Below are 26,182 nucleotides of genomic sequence, written 5' to 3'. Positions count from 1 at the left end.
CCACTGTGTACTTTTTGGATATTTTGCGTTTTTAATAATATTTTGAAATTACAAAAAATAAATCTTAAGTATTTATTATGTGTATAGTAGAAATTGGATAGAAAAAAATAGTAAGAGGAGATAATGATTTTGAAAGAGTATCGAAAAAGAAAAAGCTTATCTGTGCGTGCTCGGTTAATCTGGGCTATTACAATGACACTCTTAATTCCGAGTATTGCAATTGGTACGTTCTCATATTTGAAATCAGATAATTTATATTATAACGAATTAAGTAATAAATCTCTTGAGAATGTCGATTTAATAAATACTTTAGTAACAAAAGAAATTTCCCCAATCATAAGTGATGCAGAATATTTGGCTGCTTATTTTAATAAGGATTGGGAAGATGCAGCTGCATTAAAGGAATTAGATAAATACAATGCTTTACATAATAGTGTTTCAGTAGTCGCTTTAACTCTAGAAGGCCATGATTTTTTACGAAATCCATATCATGAAATGCCTTCTGATTATAATCCATTTTTGCGTCCTTGGTATATAAAGGCTATAGAGTCGCCAGGTAAAGGCGTCGTGATGGACCCCTATAAATCAAATATTTCAGGCGATTTAACTTTAACTGTAGCGGCAGGATTGCGTGACAAATCCGGGGTTGTTTCTATAGATTTGAAACTTGGCGAAATTTCAGAGCTCATAGATGCTGTAGAGATTGGGAAAAGTGGCTATGCCTCATTAGTGAATGCCAATAATCTTACGATAGCAGATCCGAATGTTGAAGTAGGAACTAAGCTGAAAGATTCATACATAGAAAAGATGCAAGGAAAAGAAGAAGGTAGCTTTACAATTCAGGAAGATGGCGAGGAGCATCAAGTATTTTTCACTACTAATAAACTAACAGGATGGAAAATTATCGGTGTTATGGATGTAGCGGATGTTACAGCTGTCACAGCGCCAATTTTAAAATCGACTATAGCAGTCATTGTTACTGCTTTAATTATTTGTGGGATCATTGGTGGTATGATCATTGCCTCAATCATTCGTCCACTAAAAGAACTATCGACAGTTGCTGAACAAGTAGGAGAAGGCGATTTACGTAACTTTATCGACATAAGAAGAAATGATGAAATCGGTAAATTAGCTACTATTTTTAATAAAATGATTTCTTCGTTACGTGAAGTAGTTGGTAATATTGGTGAGGAATCAAATTTATTGGCCAATTCTTCAGAGGAGCTGACTGCAAGTACTGCAGAGAATAAGCGAGCAACATCACAAATTGTTGATTCCATTCAAACACTTGCTGAGACGATTGATATGCAGGCAGAGACTGTTAGTGAAGGTAATAGTGCTGTACTGGAAATGTCATCATCTATTCAGCAAATTTCTGCAAAAGCAGGTGCAGTAAGTGATATGTCTAATAAAGCTATGGACGCTGTTATGATCGGTGATGAAACTATTCAAACAGCTGTTCAACAAATGACCATGATTCAAAATACTGTACAAGCACTAGAAAATACAGTGCAAACATTAGACAAGCGTTCTCACGAAATTGAGCACATTGTTGAGGCTATAACCCAAATTGCTGATCAAACGAACCTATTAGCTTTAAACGCAGCAATTGAAGCCGCACGTGCGGGTGAACAAGGAAAAGGCTTCGCGGTCGTAGCTGAAGAGGTACGAAAGCTAGCGGAACAATCCGCACAATCCACGCTGCAAATTAAGGGTATTATTTCACAGATTCAAGAAGATACAAATCTAGCAGTTGAATCAATGGCTGCTGGTTCAGCTGAGGTCGTTAAGGGGATTGATATAACAAACATGGCAGGAAAGTCATTTGAAGAGATTCGTACGAATGTACAAAGTGTAACCTCTGAAATAGGACATATTTCAGAAGCATCTAAAGTTATCTCTCAACACGCCAATCAAGTGACGATAGGGATTGAAAGTGTGCTTGAACAAACGAATGAAACTACAGCAAGTGCCCAAAATATTTCCGCTGCAACTGAGGAGCAACTTGCCTCTATGGAAGAAATCGCAGTATCAGCCGCTACTCTTGCTAAAATGTCTGAAAATCTTCAACAGACGATTCAACAATTCAAATATTAAGTTGAAACGAAAACTTTTTGATAAGTTTTTAATATAAAAAATTTCGCTAACTCCAGTAGAAAGCAAGTTGTATAAAACTTGTCATCTGCGGGAGTATAGCGAAATTTTTTGTCTATAAGTCCAATTTATTTCATCTTTTTAGCTTTCTCGGTATTCGCAAAATGCCATTTCGTAATGCAACGTAAAAATTCCTCACCTTGTTTTCGCCAAATGCGAGCTGCTAAGGCATCTACTTTTGCTGAAGCCCCCTTCAACAACTCTATCCCGGCAATCTCACTCAGTCGGTCCATTTCTTTTAAAAACGCCGCACGAGCTAATATCGATGCAGTTGCTACTGAAACATGTAATTGCTCGGCCTTCGTAGAAAATAGCACATCATCTCGAACAATATCTCGTTCATTTTTTAAATAATTGTAATACACGCCACGTTCCGCAAACTGATCTATCAAGATCTGTTCTGGTTTTTCGGGAGCCATTTTTGACAGTGTATTTTTAAGTGCCTTATTATGCATCATAGCTTTCATTTTACCTTGTGAGTAGCCTCGTGACTGTAATTCGTTGTATTTTTCATTGCGTAGTACAAGTACACTATGGACGCAAGCTGCACGTAAATCGGGTGCTATTTTACGCATGTAATCATCTGTTAGCATTTTGGAGTCTTTGACACCAAGTTCGTTAATAAGCGCAATTTTTGATGAAGGGACATATACGGCTGCAACTGTAATTGGACCAAAGTAATCGCCAGTACCTGTTTCATCTGAGCCTAGCACCGACATCGTAGCAAAACCTTCTGGCAGGGTGTCACCCTTTGCTCCAATCGATGATGTTTTCTGTGTGTTTGTTACTTCTACGCTTCCCCAGCGTGCAGCTTCTCGCTCAGCGCCTCCCCCTTGGAACATTAATTTTCCTGATTTGTACATCGTAATGGCTGTATCAGGGAGCTTTGCAGCAAAGATTACCCCTGGTGCTTTACGTTCTACAAAATGGTTTGCGTAGTAGGACATCACCTCTTTTTGTATATTTGTTGATATTGAAAGTACAATATTTGACATTTCCTCGTTCCTTTCTGTCCTCGTTGTTCACAATTTTATACCTTTCATGGTATGATAATAAATAGCTTTTTTGTGTAAGTTGCTCACAATCGGAAAAATCGTGAGCACAAAAATTAAAAAGGGGGGTGCGACTATGGGAAATCAAGAAAAGAATAAAATTTCTGTGGAAATATACGGTCATACTTATAAAATGGTCGGCTCTGAATCCATTGGACATATGCGACTTGTCGCTTCTATTGTTGATGACCGTATGCGCGAAATGAATGTACATAATCCCTCTCTTGATAGCACAAAGCTTGCCGTTCTTACAGCAGTAAATACCGTTCACGATTATTTACTATTAAAAGAACGAATGGAGCAACTAGAAGAAGAAGTGAAAAAATTAAAGGGTTGAAGTGAATGTTAGATCTAATCATATTAGCGGTACTATTAGCCGGGCTCATCGTTGGAGCAAAACGTGGTTTCATTGTACAGATGATGCATATCGTTAGCTTTATAGTTGCCCTAATTGTTGCGTATATCTATTATAAACCATTAGCACAAAAAATGGTGTTTTGGGTCCCGTATCCAGGGGTAACGGATTCAGGTAGTCTTGGAGTAGTCATTGATAGCCTGGATATAGACCGTACTTTTTACCGTGTCATTGCGTTTGCTGTTATATTCTTTGCGGTGAAAATTACAATGCAAATTGTGGCATCGATTTTTGATTTTATAGCGTATTTACCTGTATTAGGTACAGTGAATCGTTGGCTTGGAGCATTGTTAGGCATGATTGAAAACTATTTAATTATGTTTATCTTGCTTTACATTCTTGCTTTATTACCAGTTGATTCTATCCAAAGTTTAATGTCGAAGTCGTTGTTAAGTGGTCTCATTTTGGAGCATACCCCAATTATTACGAGCATGTTCCAAAACTGGTGGTATATTTATATGCAATAGCAAACTGTGCACTTCTCTCGGTTTTGAGGGAAGTGTTTTTACGATAGGAGGAATTCCCAATGAACAAAAAAACAATTATTCGCACATTAGAAAAGATTGCATTGTATATGGAATTACAAGGGGAAAATCCATTCAAAGTGTCGGCCTTTCGAAAAGCTGCTGCTGCACTCGAGGGCGACGAGCGCTCATTGAGTGAGATGGAGGATGTAACAAAGCTTAAAGGTATAGGTAAAGGTACAGCTGCTGTTATTGAGGATTTAATAACAAATGGTGAATCGAGCTTATTAAAAGAATTAGAGGACATTGTACCAAAAGGATTGCTGCCGTTATTAAAACTTCCAGGCTTAGGTGGTAAAAAAATAGCTAAGCTTCATCAAGAGTTAGGAATTGATTCTGCCGAAAGTTTAAAGGCAGCTTGTGAAGCTTGTAAAGTTCGTGAGCTAGCAGGCTTTGCGGCAAAAACTGAAGAAAAAATTTTAAAAGAACTTGCAAATTTATCGAATCGATCAGAACGTTTGCCGATTTGGCAGCTTGAGCCTGTTGTTTTACAAATTGAAGCGCTTCTAGGTAGTATGGAAGCAGTTGAGCGTTTTTCTGTTGCTGGAAGCTTCCGCCGTGCAGCAGAAACAAGTAAAGATATTGATTTTATTGTTGTAACGGAAGCAGTTGAGGCTGTACGTGAAAAGCTACTGAATGAGCTTTCTGTACAAGAAGTAGTAGCTGCTGGCGATACGAAGATTTCAGTTATTTTAGATTTAGAAGAGCCTGTAAGTGTAGATTTTCGATTAGTGAGAGATGTTGAATATGCAACGGCCTTACATCATTTCACAGGCTCAAAAGATCACAATGTCCGCATGCGTCAGATTGCAAAAGCCCGTGGTGAAAAGATTAGTGAATACGGTGTGGAACAAGCGGATGGCACTGTTTTAACGTTTAAGGATGAAGCGGAATTTTTTGCGCATTTTGATTTACCATTTATCCCACCTAGCTTGCGTACAGGAACAACGGAATTCGATAAAACGGATGACATTCAACATCTTGTGAAATTAGAAGATATTAAAGCAGATTTACATATGCATACGACGTGGTCTGATGGTGCATACTCTGTAGCTGAAATGGGCGAGGCATTAATAGCACGTGACTATCAATATAGCGTTATTACTGACCATTCACAATTTTTAAAAGTAGCAAATGGTTTAACGCCAGAGCGTTTAACAAAGCAACGTGTTGAAATTGAGGCATTTAATGAGGCACATCCAGATTTCCATTTATATGCGGGGACAGAAATGGACATTTTGCCAGATGGTTCACTCGATTTTGAAGATGATGTGCTGAGAGAGTTAGACTTCGTCATTGCCTCTATTCACTCTAGCTTTACACAATCGCAGGACAAAATTATGGCACGCTTACTGACAGCAATGCAAAATCCGTATGTTCATATGATTGCACATCCAACTGGCCGCATTATTGAGGATCGTACTGGCTATAATCCTGATATGGAGCAATTAATTGCTTGGGCGAAGGAATATGGTAAAATTTTAGAGTTAAATGCGAATCCATATCGTCTTGATTTATGTGTTGAGCATTTAGAAATGGCTTTAACAGCTGGCGTACCCGTAGCAATCAATACGGATGCCCACGATATTGCTCACTTACGCTTTATGGATATCGGGGTACGCTACGCAAACAGAGCATGGTTGAAAAAGGATATGATTGTGAATACATGGACGCGAGAACAATTTGAAGCGTTTATTCGACGAAATAAATAGGTTGAGGAGGTGTTCTCAGTGATTGCAGAACGCGCATTGAAAACACTAGAATATGATAAAGTACGTCAGCAAGTGGCTACATACTGTACTTCTTCAATCGGTAAATCTGCCGTTGATGAACTTGTACCACAGACAGACTATGAAAAGGTTGTTCAATTATTAGAAGAAATGGACGAAGGACTATCCATTTTACGTGTTAAAGGCAATGTACCAATGGGTGGGATTTTTGATGTACGACCAGCTGCAAGGCGTGCACAAATCGGGGGCATGCTTTCAGCGGTAGAATTAATGGAAGTATCAAGTACGATTCGAGCAAGTAGAATTCTTCGTAATTTTATTGAAGATATAGAATCAGAAGAAGTGATTAATATTCCTCATTTCATCGCCAAAAAGGAAGCAATGCCTGTTTTGACGGGCTTGCAGCATGAAATCAATAACTGTATTGATGAAAACGGCTCAGTGCTAGACTCTGCAAGCCAAACGTTGCGATTGATTCGCCAATCTTTGCGCGCTGAGGAAGCTAAAGTACGATCTAAGCTAGAAAGCCTTACACGCGGGAGCAATGCTTCAAAAATGCTCTCAGATACACTTGTAACGATTCGAAATGATCGCTTCGTTATCCCTGTTAAGCAAGAATACCGTCATCATTATGGTGGAATTGTGCATGATCAATCATCTTCTGGTCAGACATTATTTATCGAGCCAGATTCGGTTGTTCAAGCGAATAATGAAATTCATCGCTTAAAAATGAAAGAGCAAGCTGAAGTTGAACGCATTTTACTTACATTAAGTGCGATGGTAGAGGAAGTAGCTCCAGATCTATTTAACTTAGTAAAAGTACTAGGCGAGATTGACGTCATTTTAGCTAAAGGTAAGTACGGTCAAGCGAACAAATGTACAATGCCTAAAATGAATAACGATGGCTACATTCGACTTGTGCGTGCACGTCATCCGCTATTACCGATTGAAACGGCCGTTGCTAACGATATTGAATTCGGGAAAGATATAACGGCAATTGTCATTACAGGACCAAACACTGGTGGTAAAACTGTCACGTTAAAAACAGTTGGATTGTGTACATTAATGGCACAGGCTGGCTTACCAGTGCCTGCACTTGATGGTTCAGAGCTTGCTGTTTTCAAACAGCTTTTCGCGGATATTGGAGATGAACAGTCAATTGAGCAATCACTGTCAACATTCTCTTCCCATATGGTCAACATAGTAGATATCTTACAAAAATTTGATGACGAATCACTCGTACTATTTGATGAATTAGGTGCCGGTACAGATCCTCAGGAAGGGGCGGCTCTGGCCATCTCCATTTTAGATGAAGTACATGGTCGCGGTGCCCGCGTGATGGCAACGACGCACTATCCTGAGCTAAAAGCATACGGCTATAATCGTCCAGGAGTAGCAAATGCGAGTGTAGAGTTCGATATCGAGACATTGAGCCCAACATATCGTCTACTAATCGGAGTACCAGGCCGCTCTAATGCATTTGAAATTTCAAGTCGTCTAGGTTTACCTGAGTCGATTATAGACCGTGCGAAAAGCTTTACAGGTACAGATCGCCATGAGGTGGAGTCCATGATTGCTTCGCTTGAAGAAACTCGTCGCCAATCAGAAGATGATGCAGAACGCTCACATGAATTAATGATAGAATCTGAAGCCTTACGCAAAGAGCTACAAGGGAAACTACAAGCTTACGAAGACCGCAAAGAGGCACTCGATAAAAAAGCGAAAGAAAAAGCACGTAAAATTGTTGATGAAGCAAAGAGAGAAGCAGAATCAATTATTGCGGAGCTTCGAGAAATGCGCAAAAATGCAGACCAAGTTGTTAAGGAGCATGAACTCATCGAAGCTCGTAAACGATTGGAAGAAGTTACACCGCTTGAAAACAACAAAGTGTTGAAAAAAGCAGCACAAGTAAAGGCCCGTACACAAAACTTAGTTGTCGGGGACGAGGTAAAGGTGTTAAGCTATGGACAACGGGGAACATTGCTCGAAAGAGTATCGAATTCCGAATGGGTTGTCCAAATGGGCATTTTGAAAATGAAAATCGCAGATAGTGACCTAGAGTACATTAAACCAGAAAAAGAACCTGTGCAACGTATGGCTGGTGTAAAAAATCGCAGCAACCATGTAAAATTAGAATTAGATTTACGCGGCGAACGATATGAAGATGCCATTTTACGTACAGAAAAATATATTGATGATGCCTTGCTTGCTAACTATGGGCGTGTATCAATTATTCATGGTGTCGGTACAGGTGCACTACGTCAAGGAATTCAAAGCTATTTGAAAAAGCATAAGCGTGTAAAATCCTTCCGTTTTGGTGAAGCCGGCGAGGGGGGCTTAGGCGTCACAGTTGTGGAATTGAAATAAGCTGTAAAGGGGACGGAGAAAATGCTGAATTCTAGCTTTTGGCGATATCCAATTATCGAAACGGCAGGATATTTTAGTGTTGTCGTATTGTGTTTAGTCGTCTCGATGGCATTGTTCGAAGTCGTTACGAAATATAAAAATTGGGAAGAAATTAAAAAAGGTAATATCGCTGTGGCACTCGCAACAGGTGGGAAAATACTAGGAATCTGTAATATTTTTCGCTTTTCCATTGCGCGCCATAGCACTTTAAGTGAAATGATTGGCTGGGGCCTTTTTGGTTTTACATTACTAATTGTTGCATATTTCTTATTTGAATTTATGACACCACGTTTTAATGTCGATGAAGAAATCGCAAATGACAATCGCTCAGTCGGCTTCATTTCCTTTACCATTTCAGTCGGTCTATCGTTTGTTATTGGGGCAAGTATTGCATAGGAGTGTAATGACATGGAAAAATTAGCAAAAGTACTAATCGTTGTCTGCATCGCATTTTTGGCAGTCGGTGTCTATTATATGATGACCGTTTAAACAAAAAACGCATCCTTTTATGAGGATGCGTTTTTTATATTGATAGGGTGAAGAGAAGAACTGCTGCTCGGTTGTCTAGATACGGAAAGAAGAGCCGGGGCGACGGAAAGAAGAGCTATGGTGACGGAAAGAAGAGCTGGGGCGATGGAAAGAAGAGCCAGGGCGACGGAAAGAAGTTGGGGTGACGGAAAGAAAAGCCGGGGTGACGGAAAGAAGAGCTAGGGTGACGTAAAGAAGAGCCGTGGTGAAGGATAGAACAGCCAAAATCGTGGATAGAACAGTCAAAATCGTGGATAGAACCGTCAAAGCAACGGAAAGAAAAGCCACAGCGATAAGTACTTACTTCTAAATGTCTAGAGTAGCTTCGAAAACTGCTTAGATGAGTTAAGAACTGCACAGGTCCGGAGAGGAAGCGGTCAGTTGAGTGTGTCATCGCATTAATAAATAATACCCCCGAAAAAATCATAAGTTACATCAACCTCATATCAAACCATCGCAGAATACTACTAACATCTATTAAGTTTCCTTCATCTATCTAAAAAGTTAGCAATAAAAAATTATTTTTCGAATATAGAAATATGAACTCAGTCTTGAGTATAAAAAAAGTAAGAGTGAATGAGTATTCATAAAGCGCATTGATCCAAACCCCAAGAAATACAGTTATATAAATGTTGTTAAATGCATAATAATTAATCGTAAATGCATTTATTTTCTATTTTATGTTTGAAAGAGTATTTCTTTTTCATTATAATTAAAATAAGAGTTTACAAAGTTTGGAACAAAGGGGAGAGGACGTATGACAACAAAACCATGGCTATCAAATTATCCTGAAGAAGTACCATCGTCTTTAACGTTTGAGGAAATTCCTGTGCAAGAGTTTTTGACACGCGCCTATAAAAAGAATCCATCCAAAGTTGCGATTCATTTTATGGGAAAGGATTTGACGTATACTGAGTTATATGAGTCAGCGCTTAGGTTCGCAAACTATTTACAAGCCCTTGGGGTGGAAAAGGGAGATCGAGTAGCGATTATGCTACCAAACTCACCACAAAGTGTAATCGCTTACTACGGGGCAATGTATGCTGGAGCGATTGTCGTACAAACAAATCCACTTTATACTGAGCGTGAACTTCAATATCAAATGGCTGATTCAGGTGCGAAAGTAATTTTATTGATGGATATTTTGTATCCACGTGTTATGAAAATTATCAAAGAAACTGCGCTTGAAAATGTAATTGTCACAGCTATTAAAGATTATTTGCCATTTCCTAAAAATTTGGTCTATCCATATATTCAAAAAAAGCAGTACGGTTTTAGTGTCAAGGTTGAACATAGTGGTCAAAATCATTTATTCACAGAAATTATGCGCTCCGCTCCTATCAAAATGATTGATATTCCATTTGATTTTGAAGAGGACATTGCACTGCTTCAATATACAGGTGGAACGACTGGCTTTCCTAAGGGTGTGATGCTAACCCACAAAAACTTAATTGCTAATACAATGATGTGTGATACATGGATGTATAAATGTATACATGGAGAGGAAACCATTATGGGCATCCTACCATTCTTCCATGTCTATGGTATGACTACTGTTATGTTATTATCCGTTTTCACGCAAAATAGAATGGTGTTATTACCAAAGTTTGATGCAGAGACAGCGTTGAAAACGATAGATAAGCAAAAACCGACTCTTTTCCCAGGTGCACCGACCTTATATATTGGTCTATTAAATCACCCGGATATTGCAAAGTATGACTTATCGTCTATAAAAGCATGCTTAAGTGGTTCTGCTTCATTGCCAGTAGAGGTGCAAGAGAAATTTGAAGCGGCAACAGGGGGAAAGCTTGTAGAAGGATATGGGTTAACAGAAACTTCTCCTGTCACACATGCTACACCTATTTGGGGAAAGCGTGTCATGGGCTCAATTGGTTTACCTTGGCCAAATACGGATTCAGTAATTTTACGTACAGGGGATACAGAGGTGCTTCCAGTCGGTGAGGTAGGAGAAATAGCTGTAAAGGGACCACAGGTTATGAAAGGTTATTGGAATCGCCCTGAAGATACGGCAGCGTCGTTCGTAGATGGCTGGTTTTTAACAGGCGATTTAGGCTATATGGACGAGGGAGGCTATTTCTATGTAGTTGACCGTAAAAAAGATATCATTATCGCAGGTGGCTTTAATATTTACCCTCGTGAGGTAGAGGAAGTACTATATGAGCGAGAGGAAATCCAAGAGTGTGTCGTTGCGGGCATACCAGACCCGTATCGTGGAGAAACAGTAAAAGCTTATATTGTTTTAAAAGAAGGATATTCGATTACGGAAGACGAATTAAATAAATATTGCCGTCAAAACTTAGCCTCTTTCAAAGTTCCGCGCTATTATGAGTTTAGAGATGAGCTACCGAAAACGGCTGTTGGGAAAATTTTACGTCGCTCGTTAGTAGACGAAGAAAAAACAAAATTGGTGAATAAAGAAGCAAAATAAATACGTGGTAAAGTATTGACAAGCAAAGTTGTAAATTATAATATGAAAATATGAATGAATGACCATTCATATTTTCATGTTTTTTTAGGTTAACACGTCACATCCTTCACAATACATCAGCATGAATGGGACGTGTGCAAGTTTTTTTAGGTGGTGATATAAAAGTGAAACGTGATAAGCCAAAGTATAAGCAAATTATTGATGCAGCTGTCATCGTTATTGCAGAAAATGGGTATCACCAAGCACAGGTATCGAAGATTGCTAAACAGGCAGGGGTGGCCGATGGAACAATCTATTTATATTTTAAAAATAAAGAAGATATATTAATTTCTGTCTTTAATGAAAAAATGGCTGTTTTTGTAGAGTCATTACAAGATATAATAGAAAATGGAAGTACGTCTAAGGACAAACTTTCACGAATGATCGCAAATCATTTTAATGTTCTAGCGACTGATCGATATCTAGCAACCGTCACACAATTGGAACTACGACAATCGAATAAAGATTTACGACTAAAGATTAATTCGGTGTTAAGAGAGTATTTAAAATTACTGGATCAAATTTTAATCGAAGGTATGCTATCAGGTGAGTTCAATCAAACGATGGATGTGCGCTTGGCGCGTCAAATGGTGTTTGGAACCATTGACGAAACCATTACGTCGTGGGTCATGAATGAATATCGATATGATTTGATAGAACAGGTTCCAAAAGTTCAGGCATTAATCTTGAACGGTATTAAAGCTTAAAAGGATGTGGAGAAATGGAATTTCTAAGTTGGAAAGCAGAGGATGGAGTAGCGATTATTACAATTGCACGCCCACCAGCAAACGCATTATCTCGCGGAATCATCGCCGAAGTAAATGCTGTGCTAGATGAAGTAGAAAATGATGACACTGTACGTGTCCTTGTACTTCATGGCGAAGGTCGTTTCTTCTCAGCAGGTGCAGATATTAAAGAGTTTACAGAGGTTGTTTCTGGTGATGAATTTTCAAAGCTAGCGAGCAATGGTCAACAAGTTTTTGAACGAGTTGAAACGTTCTCTAAACCTATTATTGCTGCAATTCATGGCGCTGCACTAGGCGGGGGACTTGAACTAGCGATGAGTTGTCATCTGCGCTTTGTGACAGAATCTGCGAAATTAGGACTACCTGAATTACAATTAGGTCTTATTCCAGGTTTTGGGGGTACACAACGTCTACCACGATATGTAGGAGTTGCAAAAGCTGCAGAAATGATGTTCACAAGTGAGCCGATTTCTGGTACAGAAGCTGTACAATGGGGTTTAGCAAATCGTGCATTTACAGATGAAGCATTATTAGAAGAAACGTTAAAGGTAGCAAAGAAAATTGCGAAGAAGAGTCCGGTTGCTTTAAAAGCAGTTATTCAAACATTGCAATATGCAAAGCATGCTTCATTCTATGAAGGGATTGAGGCGGAAGCAAAATCCTTTGGTACAGTATTCGTTTCGGAAGATGCAAAAGAGGGAATTCAAGCATTTATTGCAAAACGCGAGCCTGTGTTTACTGGTAAATAATATTCCATCAGTGTCGATAGCGACTTGAAAGAGTGTTATCGACGTTATCGACACTGAAAATATATAATATTTATAAGTTTACTTAGAAATAAAAATCGTTTCAGGGGGTATGGATATATGAATATTTTTGCATTAATTAAACGTACGTTTGATACAGAAGAAAAAATCGTTGTGTCGGGTGGTAAAATCCAAGAGGATGGCGCAGAATTCATCATCAATCCTTACGATGAATATGCCATTGAAGAAGCTATTCAAGTACGAGACGCTGCTGGCGGTAAAGTAACAGTTGTTTCAATTGGTGGCGAAGATGCAGAGAAGCAATTACGCACAGCTCTTGCAATGGGTGCTGATGAAGCGGTTCTGATTAATACAGAAGACGATTTAGATGAACTAGATCAAAATGCAGCTGCATATATTTTAGCTGAATATTTAAAAGATAAAGACGCTGATTTAATTTTATCAGGAAACGTTGCAATTGACGGAGGCTCTGGTCAAGTAGGACCCCGTGTTGCAGATTTACTAGGCATTAACTATGTTACAACAATTACAAAGCTTGAAATTGATGGCACATCTGCGAAAATTGTACGTGATATTGAAGGTGACTCAGAAGTGATCGAGACATCTTTACCACTTTTAGTAACAGCTCAGCAAGGTTTAAACGAGCCGCGTTACCCATCTTTACCAGGGATTATGAAAGCAAAGAAGAAACCGCTTGCAGAACTTGAGTTAGATGATTTAGATATCGATGAAGATGATGTAGAAGTTAAGGTAGAAACAGTTGATATTTTCTTACCAGCTCAAAAGGCAGCAGGTCGTGTTCTTGAGGGCGAACTTTCAGCTCAAGTAAAAGAGCTAGTAAACCTACTTCATACAGAGGCAAAAGTAGTTTAAGTCATCTGATGACACAAATCGAATCTTAAAGGGTAACGGAGGGAATATACTATGTCAAAAAAAGTATTAGTATTAGGTGAAGTTCGTGAAGGAAGCTTACGTAATGTTTCTTTCGAAGCAATTGCGGCTGCAAAGCAAATCGCTGATGGCGGTGAGGTTGTTGGTGTTCTTTTAGGAGATGCCGTAGCAGGTTTAACAGGTCCATTATTTGAATATGGTGCTGACCGTGTTGTAACGGTGGAGCATCCACATTTAAAACAATATACATCTGATGGCTATGGTCAAGCTTTATTAGCTGTAATTGAGGAAGAAAAGCCAGCAGGTATCGTGTTTGGTCATACTGCAAACGGTAAAGATTTATCACCGAAAATTGCCAGTAAATTACAAGCAGGTCTTGTATCTGATGTAACGTCTATGGAAGGTACTGGTGATGATGTTGTATTCATCCGTCCAATTTACTCTGGTAAAGCTTTTGAAAAAGTGAAAGTAAAAGACGGCATAGTTTTAGCTTCAGTTCGTCCAAATAATATTGCGCCATTAGAAAAAGTAGCAGGAAAATCTGGTGACATCACTTCTCTTACTGTAGATATTACAAACCTTCGTACAATTATTAAAGAGGTTGTACGTAAATCTTCTGAGGGTGTCGATCTTTCAGAGGCAAAAGTTGTTGTAGCAGGTGGTCGTGGCGTAAAGTCTGAGGATGGCTTTGAACCATTAAAAGAGCTAGCGGATTTACTTGGTGGTGCAGTTGGAGCTTCACGTGGAGCATGTGATGCTGAATATTGTGACTACTCACTTCAAATTGGTCAAACAGGTAAGGTAGTAACACCGGACCTTTACATTGCAGCAGGTATTTCTGGAGCAATTCAGCATTTAGCGGGAATGTCAAATTCAAAAGTAATCGTTGCTATTAATAAGGATCCAGAGGCAAATATTTTCAAAGTTGCGGACTACGGTATCGTAGGCGATTTATTTGAAGTAGTGCCTCTTCTAATCGAAGAATTTAAAGCGTTAAAAGTGAACGCATAATAAATGTGCAGGGAGGATGTATCTTCCCTGCTTTTTTTGTTGAATTTTTCGACTTTTTAAAGTTATTGCAAAATAAAATGTTGACATAATTAATTTTAGAACGTATAGTGATGAATATTAATTTAACTTATTTCAGCGGATCAAACACTCAGTGAAATAAGTTAAAGCCTCCGGCGGATGTCACGGAATCATGCCGAGGCATAATTGATTTTTATTCAAAAGAAACGCAAAGATTAGGAGTAGTAAAAGCTCATTATTTGGTGAAGAGAGCTGCGGGTTGGTGCAACGCAGTCCAATAAGACTTTGAACTTGCCTATGAGCGGTAAGATAAATAGAATTTGCAGAATATTCTATTTGTTGGACGGTTAACCTTCGTTACTAGGTTTTTAAGTAGGGTTCTAAAAGAACCAATTAGAGTGGTACCGCGGTTTGCTTATGGCATATCGTCTCTTCTTTCATTTATTAATGAAGGAACAGACGATATGCCTTTTTTTGTCTAGGCTAAACGCTACATCCTCGAGGTCGCTTCGATCCCTCGGGAAAAAGTGGAGGAGCGCTTACTTTTGCTTCGGGCTCTCCAGCGCTTGTCGGATGTAAACGAGCGCTATAGCGCATTTGTTGATTTTAGGAGGTAAGGAAATGGAAAACGACAATCAGAAATTAAAAAGAACGATGACCTCACGGCATATTACGATGATGGCTTTAGGTGGTGCCATTGGTGCAGGGTTATTTAAAGGAAGTAGTGCAGCTATTGATATGGCAGGGCCATCAGTACTTATTGCGTACTTAATTGGTGGGATTATCCTGCTGTTTGTTATGCAAGGTTTAGCAGAAATGGCAGTCCGTAATAGCGAAGCCAGAACATTTAGAGATCTAGTGCAAGCTGTTTTAGGAAAGTTTCCAGCTTATTTCCTAGATTGGATCTATTGGAAAATGTGGGTGTTGAATATTGCTGCAGAATCTATAGTTGCGGCCATTTTTATTCAATATTGGTTGCCAGATTACCCGATTTGGATACTTGCATTATCTGTTTCGGTGTTAGTTACAGCCGTAAACTTGTTATCAGTGAAAGTCTTTGCTGAAACTGAATATTGGCTGGCGTTAATTAAAATTACCGTTATTGTGGTGTTCATTATAGCGGGATTAATTTTATTGCTTGTTACTTTTGGTAATCATACAGCTGTTGGCTTTTCTAATTTAACGGAACATGGTGGTTTCTTCCCGAACGGATCAATGGGATTGATTTCTGCAATGCTTGTAGTTATTTACTCTTATGGTGGTACTGAAATTATTGGTATTACACTAGCTGAAACGAAAAATCCTGAAAAAGTAGTGCCAAAAGCTGTTCGCAGTACATTAGTACGTATTGTAACTTTTTATTTAGTTCCTTTCTTTATTATCGTTAGCTTGATTCCTTGGAATGAAGTAAATGGGGTGCCGGAAAGTCCGTTTGTGATGGTCTTTAAAATGGTTGGGATTCCTGGTGCTGACCATATTATGAACGCTGTAGTTATACTCGCAATTATTTCGTCAATGAACTCGGGGCTTTATGGTTCATCGCGAGTTCTGTATACACAAGCTGTAGACGGGCGTGTTCCTAAAATCTTTGCATATTTATCAAAAAGAAAAGTTCCGGTATATGCCATATTAATGTGTACCTTCGCTTTATATGTAGCTGTAATATTTTCTTTATTTGCGGGAAGCAGAACTTTTGATTTCCTAATGGGTTCACTTGGATATACCGTGTTATTTATTTGGCTAATTATTGCGATTGCACATCTGAAATCGCGTAAAAAACAGCCAGAAAAAACAAGTACCTATGCAGTAAAATTGTTCCCTTACACAACTTGGATAGCTATTATTGCGTTAAGTGCGATTCTAATTGGTATTATTTTTACAACATCTATTATCATAACAGGTATTACTTTAGCTATTTATCTCTTTATTACGTTAACCTATGTCTTTAAAGGTCGTTTTCAAGAAAATTAGGCTACACTAAAAATGAACTTAATGTCTTATTCGACCTAAATTTTCATAAATTAAGCATACTAGGCAGATTGTTCGCTCAAGAGAATTTATCCATGCTATACTACAAACATAGTAAGTTTAAGGAGGATTTCAAATGGCAATTGTACATGCAACAGATGCAACTTTCCAAGATGATATTAAAGAAGGGTTAGTACTAGTAGACTTTTGGGCTGCTTGGTGCGGACCTTGTAAAATGATTGGACCAGTTCTTGAAGAAATGGATGCTGCAGGTAGTGCGGCTAAAATTGTAAAAGTAGATGTAGATAACAACCAAGGTACTGCAGCGCAATACCAAATTATGTCTATCCCATCTTTATTACTTTTCAAAGACGGTGAATTAGTAGACAAAACTGTTGGTTTCCAACCAAAAGAAGCGTTAGAAGCATTTATCGCAAAACACGCTTAATCTATTAGAAAAAAAGAGTCGAGCCATCAATAGATGTGCTTGGCTTTTTTTCGTTATATAATAAAGGGAGAGCTATGGATAGGCAATGTGGTGTGCAAAGCTCTATAAAAAGGAACGAAAGCTAGTTTTAACAAAAAGGGGGGCAGGTAGGCGATGAATGATTTAATTAAACGAAAGCTTGAAATTTTACCAGATCAGCCTGGCTGCTATTTGATGAAAGATCGACAAGGTACTATTATTTATGTCGGGAAAGCAAAAGTGCTGAAAAATCGAGTACGCTCGTATTTTACTGGTACGCATGAAGGGAAAACACAGAGACTTGTAAGCGAAATAGAAGATTTTGAGTACATTGTGACATCCTCCAATATCGAGGCATTAATTTTAGAACTTAATCTTATAAAACTACATGACCCGAAATACAATGTTATGTTGACGGATGATAAAACGTATCCGTATTTAAAAATTACAAATGAAAAACATCCACGACTTATTACAACACGAAAAGTGAAAAAGGATAAGGCAAAGTATTTTGGTCCCTATCCAAATGCGTATGCAGCAAGTGAGACGAAAAAGCTGCTAGATCGTTTATATCCTCTTCGAAAATGTGTACAACTTCCTTCAAAGGTTTGTTTATATTATCACATGGGGCAATGTCTAGCTCCTTGTGTGAAAGAGATTGATGTTGACACTTACAACGATATGATTGAAGATATGACAAAATTTTTAAATGGTGGGGTTGAAGAAGTAAAAAAAGAGCTAGAGGTAAAGATGCTAGCGGCCGCAGAAAATTTAGAGTTTGAACGTGCAAAGGAATTTCGCGATCAAATTGCACATATTGATACAGTCATGCAAAAGCAAAAAATTGTATCAAGTGATACAACTAACCGCGATGTATTTGGTTATGCAGTCGAGAAGGGCTGGATGTGTGTGCAAGTTTTCTTTGTCCGTCAAGGAAAGCTCATTGAGCGAGATGTCTCGATATTTCCGATTTATCAAGAGGCAGAAGAGGAATTTTTAACGTTCGTTGGGCGCTTTTATGACAAGCTAGAGCATATCAAGCCTAAAGAAATTTTTATCCCACAATCTATTGATGCGGATATTTTAACGGAATTATTAGAAGTGAAGGTACTAACACCAAAACGTGGGCAAAAAAAAGAGCTTGTTGATTTAGCGATTAAAAATGCTGAAATTGCTGTTGCAGCGAAGTTCCAGCTTATTGAACGTCAGGAAGAACGAACAATAGGAGCATGTGAGGCGCTCGGTGAAGCTATGGGCATTTCTGTGCCTTTACGGATCGAATCTTTCGATAATAGTCATATGCATGGAACAGATGCTGTATCTGCAATGGTTGTATTTATCGATGGTAAACCTGCAAAGAAGGAGTATCGAAAATACAAAACACGTACAGCTGCTAAGCACGATGATTACGGGGCAATGCAGGAAGTGATCCGTCGTCGCTATACACGAGTATTAAAGGAAGGTCTACCTTTACCAGATTTAGTACTAATTGATGGCGGGAAGGGGCAAATGGAAGTCGCGCGGGAAGTATTAGAGGATGAGCTCGACCTTGTCATTCCAATTGCCGGATTAGCAAAAGATGACAAGCATAATACGTCTCAGCTTCTATTTGGTGATCCACCTGAAGTAATTGCATTAAAGCGCACAAGTGATGGCTTCTATTTACTGCAACGAATTCAAGACGAAGTACACCGCTTTGCTATTACTTTCTTACGACAGCAGCACGAGAAGCATGCTATACAATCTGTCCTCGATCAAATAGAGGGAGTTGGTCCAAAGCGAAAACAGCAATTACTTAAGCATTTTGGCTCTGTCAAAAAAATTCGTGAGGCAAGTGTGCAAGCATTACAGGAAGCGGGGATGCCAGCAAGTCTAGCTAGTAATATCCACACTTATTTTCATTCAGAAGAAAACACTACATCCGAAGGGTAAGTGAGATGAATGTAGATGGAATTCCTTTTCGGTGGGTGTCCAAACGCCTGTACCTGTCACTACGCTTTCGGTACCAAAGACATTTGCTGAATGAAAATAGAGCCTCCGGTGGATCTCACGGAATCGGAAAAGAGTTCACAGGGGATGTTAGCCTAAAACCATCGCATCCGTGCGATAACGGTTAACTGACCTTCATCGGTAAAAACGCCACGTCCTGTGGCATTACCGAAATGACCGACAACCTGTCGGCCCTCGTGTTGTTGCTGTCGCTACGCTTTCGCACAGACAAAAACATGTTGCTGTCGCTACGCTTTCGCACAGACAAAAACATGTTGCTGTCGCTACGCTTTCGCACAAAAAACATCTGCAGGCCTAAGCACAAAGCCGATTTCAGACGCATTGTTTATCTGTAGCGGAAGCAAAGTCGTAGCTACAATTACGCCAAGGCGAAATTGATTTTATACAAGAGACATTGTCAAAGGATTAGACGTATGCTAAGGTTTGTATATAACATAGCTATTCAATATAGCAATGTCATACACAGCATCTTAGTTTTCAAGTAGTTTCTACTTATTAAATTGGAAATTTCTTCGCTAAGATTCAATTAAATACAATCACTTTTTAGTGATGATAGAGGTGCAAGGTTCAAGAGTAGTACATACGAGGACGAACAAGTCCAGTGAAAATGTATGAAAGGGGAACTTGCCGAAGTGGAGCATCGTTGTTTCCGATGTTGTGCTGGTTTTACATTTAAGAGATGTAAGACTGTCGATTCTAAACGTTTCGGAGAGCTATCACACATGCGCAAGTTACTTTTATTGTACATGTTATAGGCAGCTTTCACGTTATGTGAGAGCTGCCTTTTTAGATTCCTCGAAACAACATTTTTTCAAGGCTGTTACTCTTACCTAAGAGTTGAAGGGTGTTATTTGCTTTTGCGATGTTTTTTGTGAAAAGCTGCAAAATTATAGCTACTTTATAATCAGCGAAATGATTAAATACGAAGGAGAATGAAGATGGAGAGAATTGTGATGAAATTTGGTGGTGCTGCATTAGCATCATCTGAACACATTCAAGATGTTGCAAAAAAGGTGATTGCACAAAAGGAAAGTGGTTTTGATATTGTCGTTGTCACTACAGGAATGAGAGGGACGTCTAAAGAATTAGCAAAGATGGCTTGTAATCTATCAGACAATGCGTCTAAACGTGAACTAGACGTACTATTGTCAACAAGCTCACAACTATTATGTGCATTAGTGGCAATTGCTTTGCAGGAAGAAGGTTATGATGCAGTGTCATTAACAGGCTGGCAGGCAGGTATTCAAACCGATGAGGTGTATGGTAATGCACGAATTGATGGGCTAGAAGCTAGTCGAATAGAAGAGTATTTTACTCAGGGAAAAATCGTCGTCGTTGCAGGGGGACAGGGAATCAATAATTCACGGAATATTACGACGCTTGGTAAAGGTGGTGCGGAGACGACGGCTTTAGCTATTGCTGCAGCTTTAGAGGCGGAGCGCGTAGATATTTATACGAATGTGGATGGAGTTTATACAGCTGATCCAAGTCAGGTTGCTGGGGCACAAAAGTTAAAAGAAATTTCCTATGATGAAATGCTAGAGCTATCAAACTTAGGATCACAAATTTTACACCCACGGGCTGTAGAAATAGCAAAGAAGTTTCAAATCCCAGTTACCATTCGGTCAAGCGAAAAAGATACAGAAGGTACTTTATTGAAGGAGGAAGTTGAAATGGAGAAAAATTTAATTGTCCGTGGTGTTGCCTATGAGTCAGACGTTATTCGCCTCACGGTAGGGTATGATGCTTATTCTAAAGCTTCGTTAGCAGATATATTCACAATACTTGCAGAAAATCGCATAAACGTTGATATAATCGTACAAGCAATAATTGATGGCTTAAAGCTGACTGTATCATTTACTATTTTAAAAGAGGAGTTCGCTGATGCATTACGTGTCCTAGAAGATAGTAAAGTATCACTAGGGTTTAGTTTTGCTGATTTTGAAATCGGTTTAGCGAAAGTTTCTATTATTGGTTCAGGAATGGCATCTAATCCGGGGGTGGCTGCCCGTATGTTTGATCGTTTACGCCGTGAAGATATCCCTGTAAAAATGGTAAGTACTTCTGAAATAAAAGTGTCTGTCGTTGTTCCTCAGGACGAAATGATTCGTGCAGCAAATGCATTACATGACGAATTTAACCTCTTTCAGCAAATGTCTCCGAAAGCGTAGCGACAGGTACAGAAATCTCCTTTAAGTCACTTTTTAGAGGGTATCCAAACATTTGCTGAAATAAAGGAACTCAGTCTAAGAACGCCACGTCCTGTGGCATTACCGAAATGACCGACATCGTGTCGGCCCTCGTGTTGCTGACGCTACGTTAGCACTGCGCTTCCGCACAAAAAACATCTGCTGGCCTAAGCTCAAAACCGATTCCGGACGCAATTATTCCGAGGCATAATTGATTTTAGAACAAGCGCTTTACATATAATATTGAATAGGATGTGTCATTAAATGGCACATCTTTTTTTGTTTACATTAATTTCATACTTTATCTAATTTTATTATTATATAATAAAATGTGACATGTTTTTCCAAGGGGAAGGTGGGAGTTAATATGGTGTTATTCGGTTTGTTTCAAAAGCCAGTGGATGAAAGCGTTGAGCAACACAACGATTTAGAAATACAAATATTAAAAAAGCGAATTCTGGAATTAGAACTTGAGCAGGACAGTATTGATGTGAAAAATGCGATTTTAGACTTTGTACTTGCACATATGAAGTTAATAAATTTTCAAACGGCTTTAAAGGTTCAAAATGTCTCAGCAAGTGTAGGGGATATTTCAGCAATGAGTGAAGAAATGTCGTCAAATACAGAAGAGATACTTGCAGTTGAGCAAAATGTTAATGCAAACATTCAAGAAATCAAACAACATTCAATACTCCTTGTAGAGGAAATGGAATCGTCCATTACAAAAGGTGAACTGGTTCAGGAGTTGCTGTCTAAAGGAGCTCATTCAACAGAGCAGTTGTATAATGAAATAACTAAAATGGATGAAATCGGAAAAGGTGTAACTGGGATTGCTGATCAAACACAACTACTATCCTTAAATGCCTCTATAGAAGCTGCACGTGCTGGTGAGCATGGAAAAGGATTTAATGTTGTTGCGATGGAGGTAGGGAAGTTAGCTAACAGCTCGAAAGGTTCATTGCAAGAAATGACGAAGATTCGATCAGTCATTGATAAGAAATTACATAATACAATAACAAATATCAAAGAAGTCGAACATTATTTAACGGACTTTTTAAGTATCATGAAGAACAATATTACTAATTTGACTGTAACAAGTAAAAATATTGAAGAAACAGCACATGGCATTGATCAAATAACAGTCGCATCAGAAGGAAATGTAATAGCTGTAGGACGTTTAGCAGAAACAACGACGGAATTATCTCATACTAGTGATTTCTCGGATATAATACAAAATCAAGTATCTGAAATGCTAAAAGTTATCGCCCCTACAATCCGTAAGCCCAAAGAGCAAACGGTAGTTAGCCAATTGGCAGCAAGGTTAATGGATCATGCAAGCTTTTTAAGAAATGCTATACAAAAGGCTGGCCATAAAGAAATTATAAAAACGCATCATGAATGTAAGTTTGGGGAATGGTATTATGGCCATTTTGAAGAATATCGGAATTTACCAGAATATCTTCATATAGAACAACCTCATGAATTAGTACATATAGCTGCACAAAAATTAGTGAATGAACTGTCAATCAAAAACTTAGAGGAAATGATTCAATACTCACTAAATATTTTAGAAGCGTTTATTTCGTTAATAGATGTACTTTTAAAAGAAAGACATGCCCTGTTATAAATATTAAAAGGATTGTCATCCATAAATTTGGAATGACAATCCTTTTCGTTTTATTCTGAAGGAACGGTGTTCATGATTCGTTCCTTGACGTCCCATTTAACTGTAAATGTAACGTTCTGTTGCTTTTCACGTTTTTCATCATAGCATTCGGTTAAGTAACCTTTTGCTTGCTGGATTTGTTCAGCTATAAATCCTGCCTCGAGTCTAAAGCTACGAAGACCGATTTGTAACAGTTCTGGATCATTTGTCAACTGGAATGTACGTCCATCCTTCGATTCCTTGACAAGCTCTAAATTACCCCAGCAGGCATCTGCGAAAAATGCGATAAGTTCATCTTGACTTTTACATGGGAACTTCCGTGCTAGGTCTTTTCCTGCCCAGTAAAGAACATCACCTTCATGTTTACCAAGAATGGAAGATAAAATATAATCGCGAATTATCTCATAGCCAAAAGCTGAGATTGTAGGTGATGAAGTGTTTAACATTTAAATCCTTCTTTCTTAGAATTTTCTTATAATTCGACACTGATAAAGTAAAGATAGATTTTTCGAGAAAAAACGATGCATCATGTACTAGATTATTACTTTAATAAGGAATACGAAAAACTCTTAGTTGCCTTGACGCTCGTAGCTCTTGAGAGTACAATAAACATGTCATAATATTGTACCATGATGAAATACACAGTCAATGAAGTATCAGTTACAAAATGATGACTTCTTTTGTTGTGATATTTTAAGTACTAAGGGGGGTAACAGTCTTGTCGAAAGATCGAGAGTTTTTATGGCGTCGCTTACATTCTCTACTTGGTATCATTCCAGTAGGTCTGTTTTTAACGATGCACCTGTTAATTAACTTTACAGCAACAGGCGGAGCAGAAAGTTACAACGCAGCTACCGCAAATATGGAAAAGATTCCATTCCTTATCCTAGTTGAATGGATTGTCATCTATATTCCATTAATGTTCCACGCATTTTATGGTGTCTTCATTGCATTCACTGCTACACCAAATACAGGACGTTTCAGCACATACCGTAACTGGATGTTCTCATTACAACGTTTCACAGGTGTATTCTTAGTGATTTTCATTGCATGGCATATTTTCCAAACTCGTATTCAAAAAGCACTTGGTGCAGAAGTTGATTACGACATGATGGCGGAGATCGTTTCTAATCCATTCATGCTTGGATTCTACATCGTTGGTATTATATCAGCAACTTTCCACTTATCTAACGGTTTATGGGCATTCTTAGTAAGCTGGGGTATTGTACAATCTCCTCAGTCTCAAAAGATTGCTACTTATGTAACAAACATTATTTTCGTAATTCTAAGTGTAGTTGGTGTGGCTGCTATTTTAGCTTTCGTTTAATTTTATAGAAGCTACTATAGAGTACATGCAATCATTGCAATTTTTTAAGAGGAGTGAGAAATAATCATGGCGAAAAGCAAAATAATTGTTGTCGGCGGCGGTTTAGCTGGTCTGATGGCAACGATTAAAGCAGCTGAAGTTGGTACTGAAGTTGATTTATTCTCATTAGTTCCTGTAAAACGCTCACACTCTGTATGTGCGCAGGGCGGAATTAATGGTGCGGTAAATACAAAAGGTGAAGGGGATTCTCCTTGGATCCACTTTGATGATACAGTATACGGTGGGGACTTCTTAGCGAACCAACCACCAGTTAAGGGTATGTGTGATGCAGCCCCTGGTATTATTCACTTAATGGACCGTATGGGTGTAATGTTTAACCGTACACCAGAAGGTCTTCTTGACTTCCGTCGTTTCGGTGGTACTTTAATGCACCGTACAGCCTTCTCAGGTGCAACAACGGGTCAGCAATTACTATACGCACTAGACGAGCAAGTTCGCTCTCACGAAGTAGCTGGTTTAGTGAACAAATATGAGCACTGGGAATTCCTTGGTGCAGTAGTCGATCCTGACGGCGTTTGTCGTGGTATCGTAGCGCAAGATATGCGTACAGAAGAAATCAAATCATTCCGTGCAGACGCTGTTATTATGGCGACTGGTGGCCCTGGTATTATCTTCGGTAAAACAACAAACTCTGTAATTAATACAGGTTCTGCTGCTTCTATCGTTTACCAACAAGGTGCTTCATACGCGAATGGTGAGTTCATTCAAATTCACCCAACAGCGATTCCTGGAGATGACAAAAACCGTCTAATGTCAGAATCAGCTCGTGGTGAAGGTGGCCGTATTTGGACTTACAAAGACGGTAAACCTTGGTACTTCCTAGAAGAAAAATATCCTGCATATGGTAACTTAGTACCACGTGATATTGCAACACGTGAAATTTTCGACGTTTGTGTAAACCAAAAACTTGGTATTAACGGCGAAAACATGGTATACCTAGATCTTTCTCATAAAGATCCGCATGAATTAGACGTTAAACTAGGTGGTATCATCGAGATCTACGAAAAATTCGTAGGGGATGACCCACGTAAATTACCAATGAAAATATTCCCGGCAGTTCACTACTCAATGGGTGGATTATGGGTAGACTATAACCAAATGACTGAAATTCCTGGTCTATTTGCAGCAGGTGAATGTGATTATTCTCAACATGGTGCAAACCGTCTTGGTGCGAACTCATTATTATCTGCTATCTATGGCGGTATGGTTGCTGGACCAAATGCAGTAGATTACGTTAAACATCTTAAAAAGCATGCTGAAGATCTTCCGCAAGAAATTTATGATGCTCGCGTAAAAGAAGAGCAAGAAAAATGGGATGCTGTCATGAAAATGGATGGCACAGAAAACGCTTACTTACTTCATAAAGAGCTTGGCGAAATGATGACAGCTACTATGACAGTAGTACGTTACAACGATCAACTTCAAGATACATTGAATAAACTTGATGAATTCCAAAAACGTTGGGAAAACATTAACATCAATGATACACAAAAATGGAGTAACCAAGGTGCTCACTTTACGCGTCAGTTGAAAAATATGATTTACCTAGCAAAAGTAATGACAAAAGGTGCATTATTACGTAACGAATCTCGTGGTGCACACTATAAACCAGATTTCCCGAACCGTGATGATGAGCAGTTCTTAAAAACTACAATGGCGAAATTTGACCCAACTACTGGTGATCCAATTATCACGTACCAAGAAGTCGACGTTTCATTAATTCCACCACGTAAACGTGATTACTCTGCGAAAGGAGACTAAGAATT

Annotated in this window: 20 protein-coding genes, 1 riboswitch and 1 other annotated feature; of the genes, 18 read left to right on the top strand and 2 right to left on the bottom strand. The window is 38.8% G+C overall.

Translation table 11 applies throughout. The features are described from left to right. Positions 1–129 precede the first annotated feature (129 nt). Positions 130–2,097, top strand: a complete 1,968-nt coding sequence (locus ACQKN4_RS07260; protein ID WP_427483061.1) for a methyl-accepting chemotaxis protein — start codon at positions 130–132, stop codon at positions 2,095–2,097. 125 nt (positions 2,098–2,222) lie between these two features. Here ACQKN4_RS07260 and rnhC read toward each other — a convergent pair whose 3' ends face one another. Then, positions 2,223–3,149, bottom strand: a complete 927-nt coding sequence (gene rnhC, locus ACQKN4_RS07255) for a ribonuclease HIII (RefSeq protein WP_427483059.1) — start codon at positions 3,147–3,149, stop codon at positions 2,223–2,225. A 133-nt stretch (positions 3,150–3,282) separates the two neighbouring features. Between rnhC and zapA the strand changes: the two genes are divergently transcribed. From zapA to ACQKN4_RS07180, 15 genes are all read left to right on the top strand, one after another. After that, positions 3,283–3,543 (top strand): cell division protein ZapA, encoded by a 261-nt coding sequence (zapA, locus tag ACQKN4_RS07250; protein WP_079563177.1) that lies wholly within the window; start codon positions 3,283–3,285, stop codon positions 3,541–3,543. 5 nt (positions 3,544–3,548) lie between these two features. Next, entirely contained in the window at positions 3,549–4,088 is a 540-nt protein-coding gene (locus ACQKN4_RS07245; RefSeq protein WP_079563176.1) for a CvpA family protein, read from the top strand. Positions 4,089–4,147: 59 nt separating this feature from the next. Continuing rightward, positions 4,148–5,857: a DNA polymerase/3'-5' exonuclease PolX gene (gene polX / locus ACQKN4_RS07240; RefSeq protein WP_427483057.1), complete on the top strand. Its 1,710-nt coding sequence runs from the start codon at positions 4,148–4,150 to the stop codon at positions 5,855–5,857. Positions 5,858–5,875: 18 nt separating this feature from the next. After that, positions 5,876–8,242, top strand: a complete 2,367-nt coding sequence (locus ACQKN4_RS07235) for an endonuclease MutS2 (RefSeq protein ID WP_427483055.1) — start codon at positions 5,876–5,878, stop codon at positions 8,240–8,242. Positions 8,243–8,263: 21 nt separating this feature from the next. Continuing rightward, entirely contained in the window at positions 8,264–8,677 is a 414-nt protein-coding gene (locus ACQKN4_RS07230) for a DUF350 domain-containing protein (protein WP_079563173.1), read from the top strand. A gap of 889 nt (positions 8,678–9,566) precedes the next feature. Beyond that, a complete protein-coding gene (locus ACQKN4_RS07225; RefSeq protein ID WP_427483053.1) occupies positions 9,567–11,258 on the top strand; it encodes an AMP-binding protein in 1,692 nt (563 codons plus the stop codon). Positions 11,259–11,422: 164 nt separating this feature from the next. Continuing rightward, positions 11,423–12,004, top strand: coding sequence for a TetR/AcrR family transcriptional regulator (locus ACQKN4_RS07220; RefSeq protein WP_079563171.1), 582 nt, complete (start codon positions 11,423–11,425; stop codon positions 12,002–12,004). 14 nt (positions 12,005–12,018) lie between these two features. Then, entirely contained in the window at positions 12,019–12,792 is a 774-nt protein-coding gene (locus tag ACQKN4_RS07215) for an enoyl-CoA hydratase (RefSeq protein ID WP_427483051.1), read from the top strand. A 117-nt stretch (positions 12,793–12,909) separates the two neighbouring features. Continuing rightward, positions 12,910–13,683, top strand: coding sequence for an electron transfer flavoprotein subunit beta/FixA family protein (locus ACQKN4_RS07210; protein WP_079563169.1), 774 nt, complete (start codon positions 12,910–12,912; stop codon positions 13,681–13,683). A 51-nt stretch (positions 13,684–13,734) separates the two neighbouring features. Further along, positions 13,735–14,712: an electron transfer flavoprotein subunit alpha/FixB family protein gene (locus ACQKN4_RS07205; protein WP_079563168.1), complete on the top strand. Its 978-nt coding sequence runs from the start codon at positions 13,735–13,737 to the stop codon at positions 14,710–14,712. A gap of 220 nt (positions 14,713–14,932) precedes the next feature. Continuing rightward, positions 14,933–15,166 (top strand) — a binding site (T-box leader). A 185-nt stretch (positions 15,167–15,351) separates the two neighbouring features. Next, complete coding sequence (locus ACQKN4_RS07200; RefSeq protein ID WP_079563167.1) at positions 15,352–16,701, top strand: amino acid permease; 1,350 nt, start codon at positions 15,352–15,354, stop codon at positions 16,699–16,701. Positions 16,702–16,834: 133 nt separating this feature from the next. Further along, complete coding sequence (gene trxA / locus ACQKN4_RS07195) at positions 16,835–17,146, top strand: thioredoxin (RefSeq protein WP_004226420.1); 312 nt, start codon at positions 16,835–16,837, stop codon at positions 17,144–17,146. 153 nt (positions 17,147–17,299) lie between these two features. After that, the gene (uvrC, locus tag ACQKN4_RS07190) at positions 17,300–19,096 is read left to right on the top strand and encodes an excinuclease ABC subunit UvrC (protein WP_427483049.1); all 1,797 of its coding nucleotides are present in this window, start codon (positions 17,300–17,302) and stop codon (positions 19,094–19,096) included. Positions 19,097–19,719: 623 nt separating this feature from the next. After that, positions 19,720–19,898, top strand: a riboswitch (Lysine riboswitch). 214 nt (positions 19,899–20,112) lie between these two features. After that, positions 20,113–21,345 carry an aspartate kinase gene (locus tag ACQKN4_RS07185; RefSeq protein ID WP_427483047.1) on the top strand — a complete coding sequence of 411 codons (1,233 nt, stop codon included), beginning with the start codon at positions 20,113–20,115 and terminating at the stop codon, positions 21,343–21,345. 385 nt (positions 21,346–21,730) lie between these two features. Further along, positions 21,731–22,990 carry a methyl-accepting chemotaxis protein gene (locus ACQKN4_RS07180; RefSeq protein ID WP_079563163.1) on the top strand — a complete coding sequence of 420 codons (1,260 nt, stop codon included), beginning with the start codon at positions 21,731–21,733 and terminating at the stop codon, positions 22,988–22,990. 50 nt (positions 22,991–23,040) lie between these two features. Here the strand turns inward: ACQKN4_RS07180 and ACQKN4_RS07175 are convergent, their stop codons facing one another. After that, positions 23,041–23,475: a YslB family protein gene (locus ACQKN4_RS07175; protein WP_079563162.1), complete on the bottom strand. Its 435-nt coding sequence runs from the start codon at positions 23,473–23,475 to the stop codon at positions 23,041–23,043. A 272-nt stretch (positions 23,476–23,747) separates the two neighbouring features. Between ACQKN4_RS07175 and ACQKN4_RS07170 the strand changes: the two genes are divergently transcribed. After that, positions 23,748–24,356 (top strand): succinate dehydrogenase cytochrome b558 subunit, encoded by a 609-nt coding sequence (locus ACQKN4_RS07170; protein ID WP_079563161.1) that lies wholly within the window; start codon positions 23,748–23,750, stop codon positions 24,354–24,356. A gap of 66 nt (positions 24,357–24,422) precedes the next feature. Then, positions 24,423–26,177 (top strand): succinate dehydrogenase flavoprotein subunit, encoded by a 1,755-nt coding sequence (gene sdhA, locus ACQKN4_RS07165; protein WP_079563160.1) that lies wholly within the window; start codon positions 24,423–24,425, stop codon positions 26,175–26,177. Positions 26,178–26,182 lie beyond the last annotated feature (5 nt).

Origin of the sequence: Lysinibacillus sp. NPDC093692 (assembly GCF_050280125.1) — a bacterium.
Lineage (GTDB): Bacteria > Bacillota > Bacilli > Bacillales_A > Planococcaceae > Lysinibacillus.
Note: the sequence above shows the minus strand (reverse complement) of the source record. Positions and strands in the feature narration are given on the sequence as shown.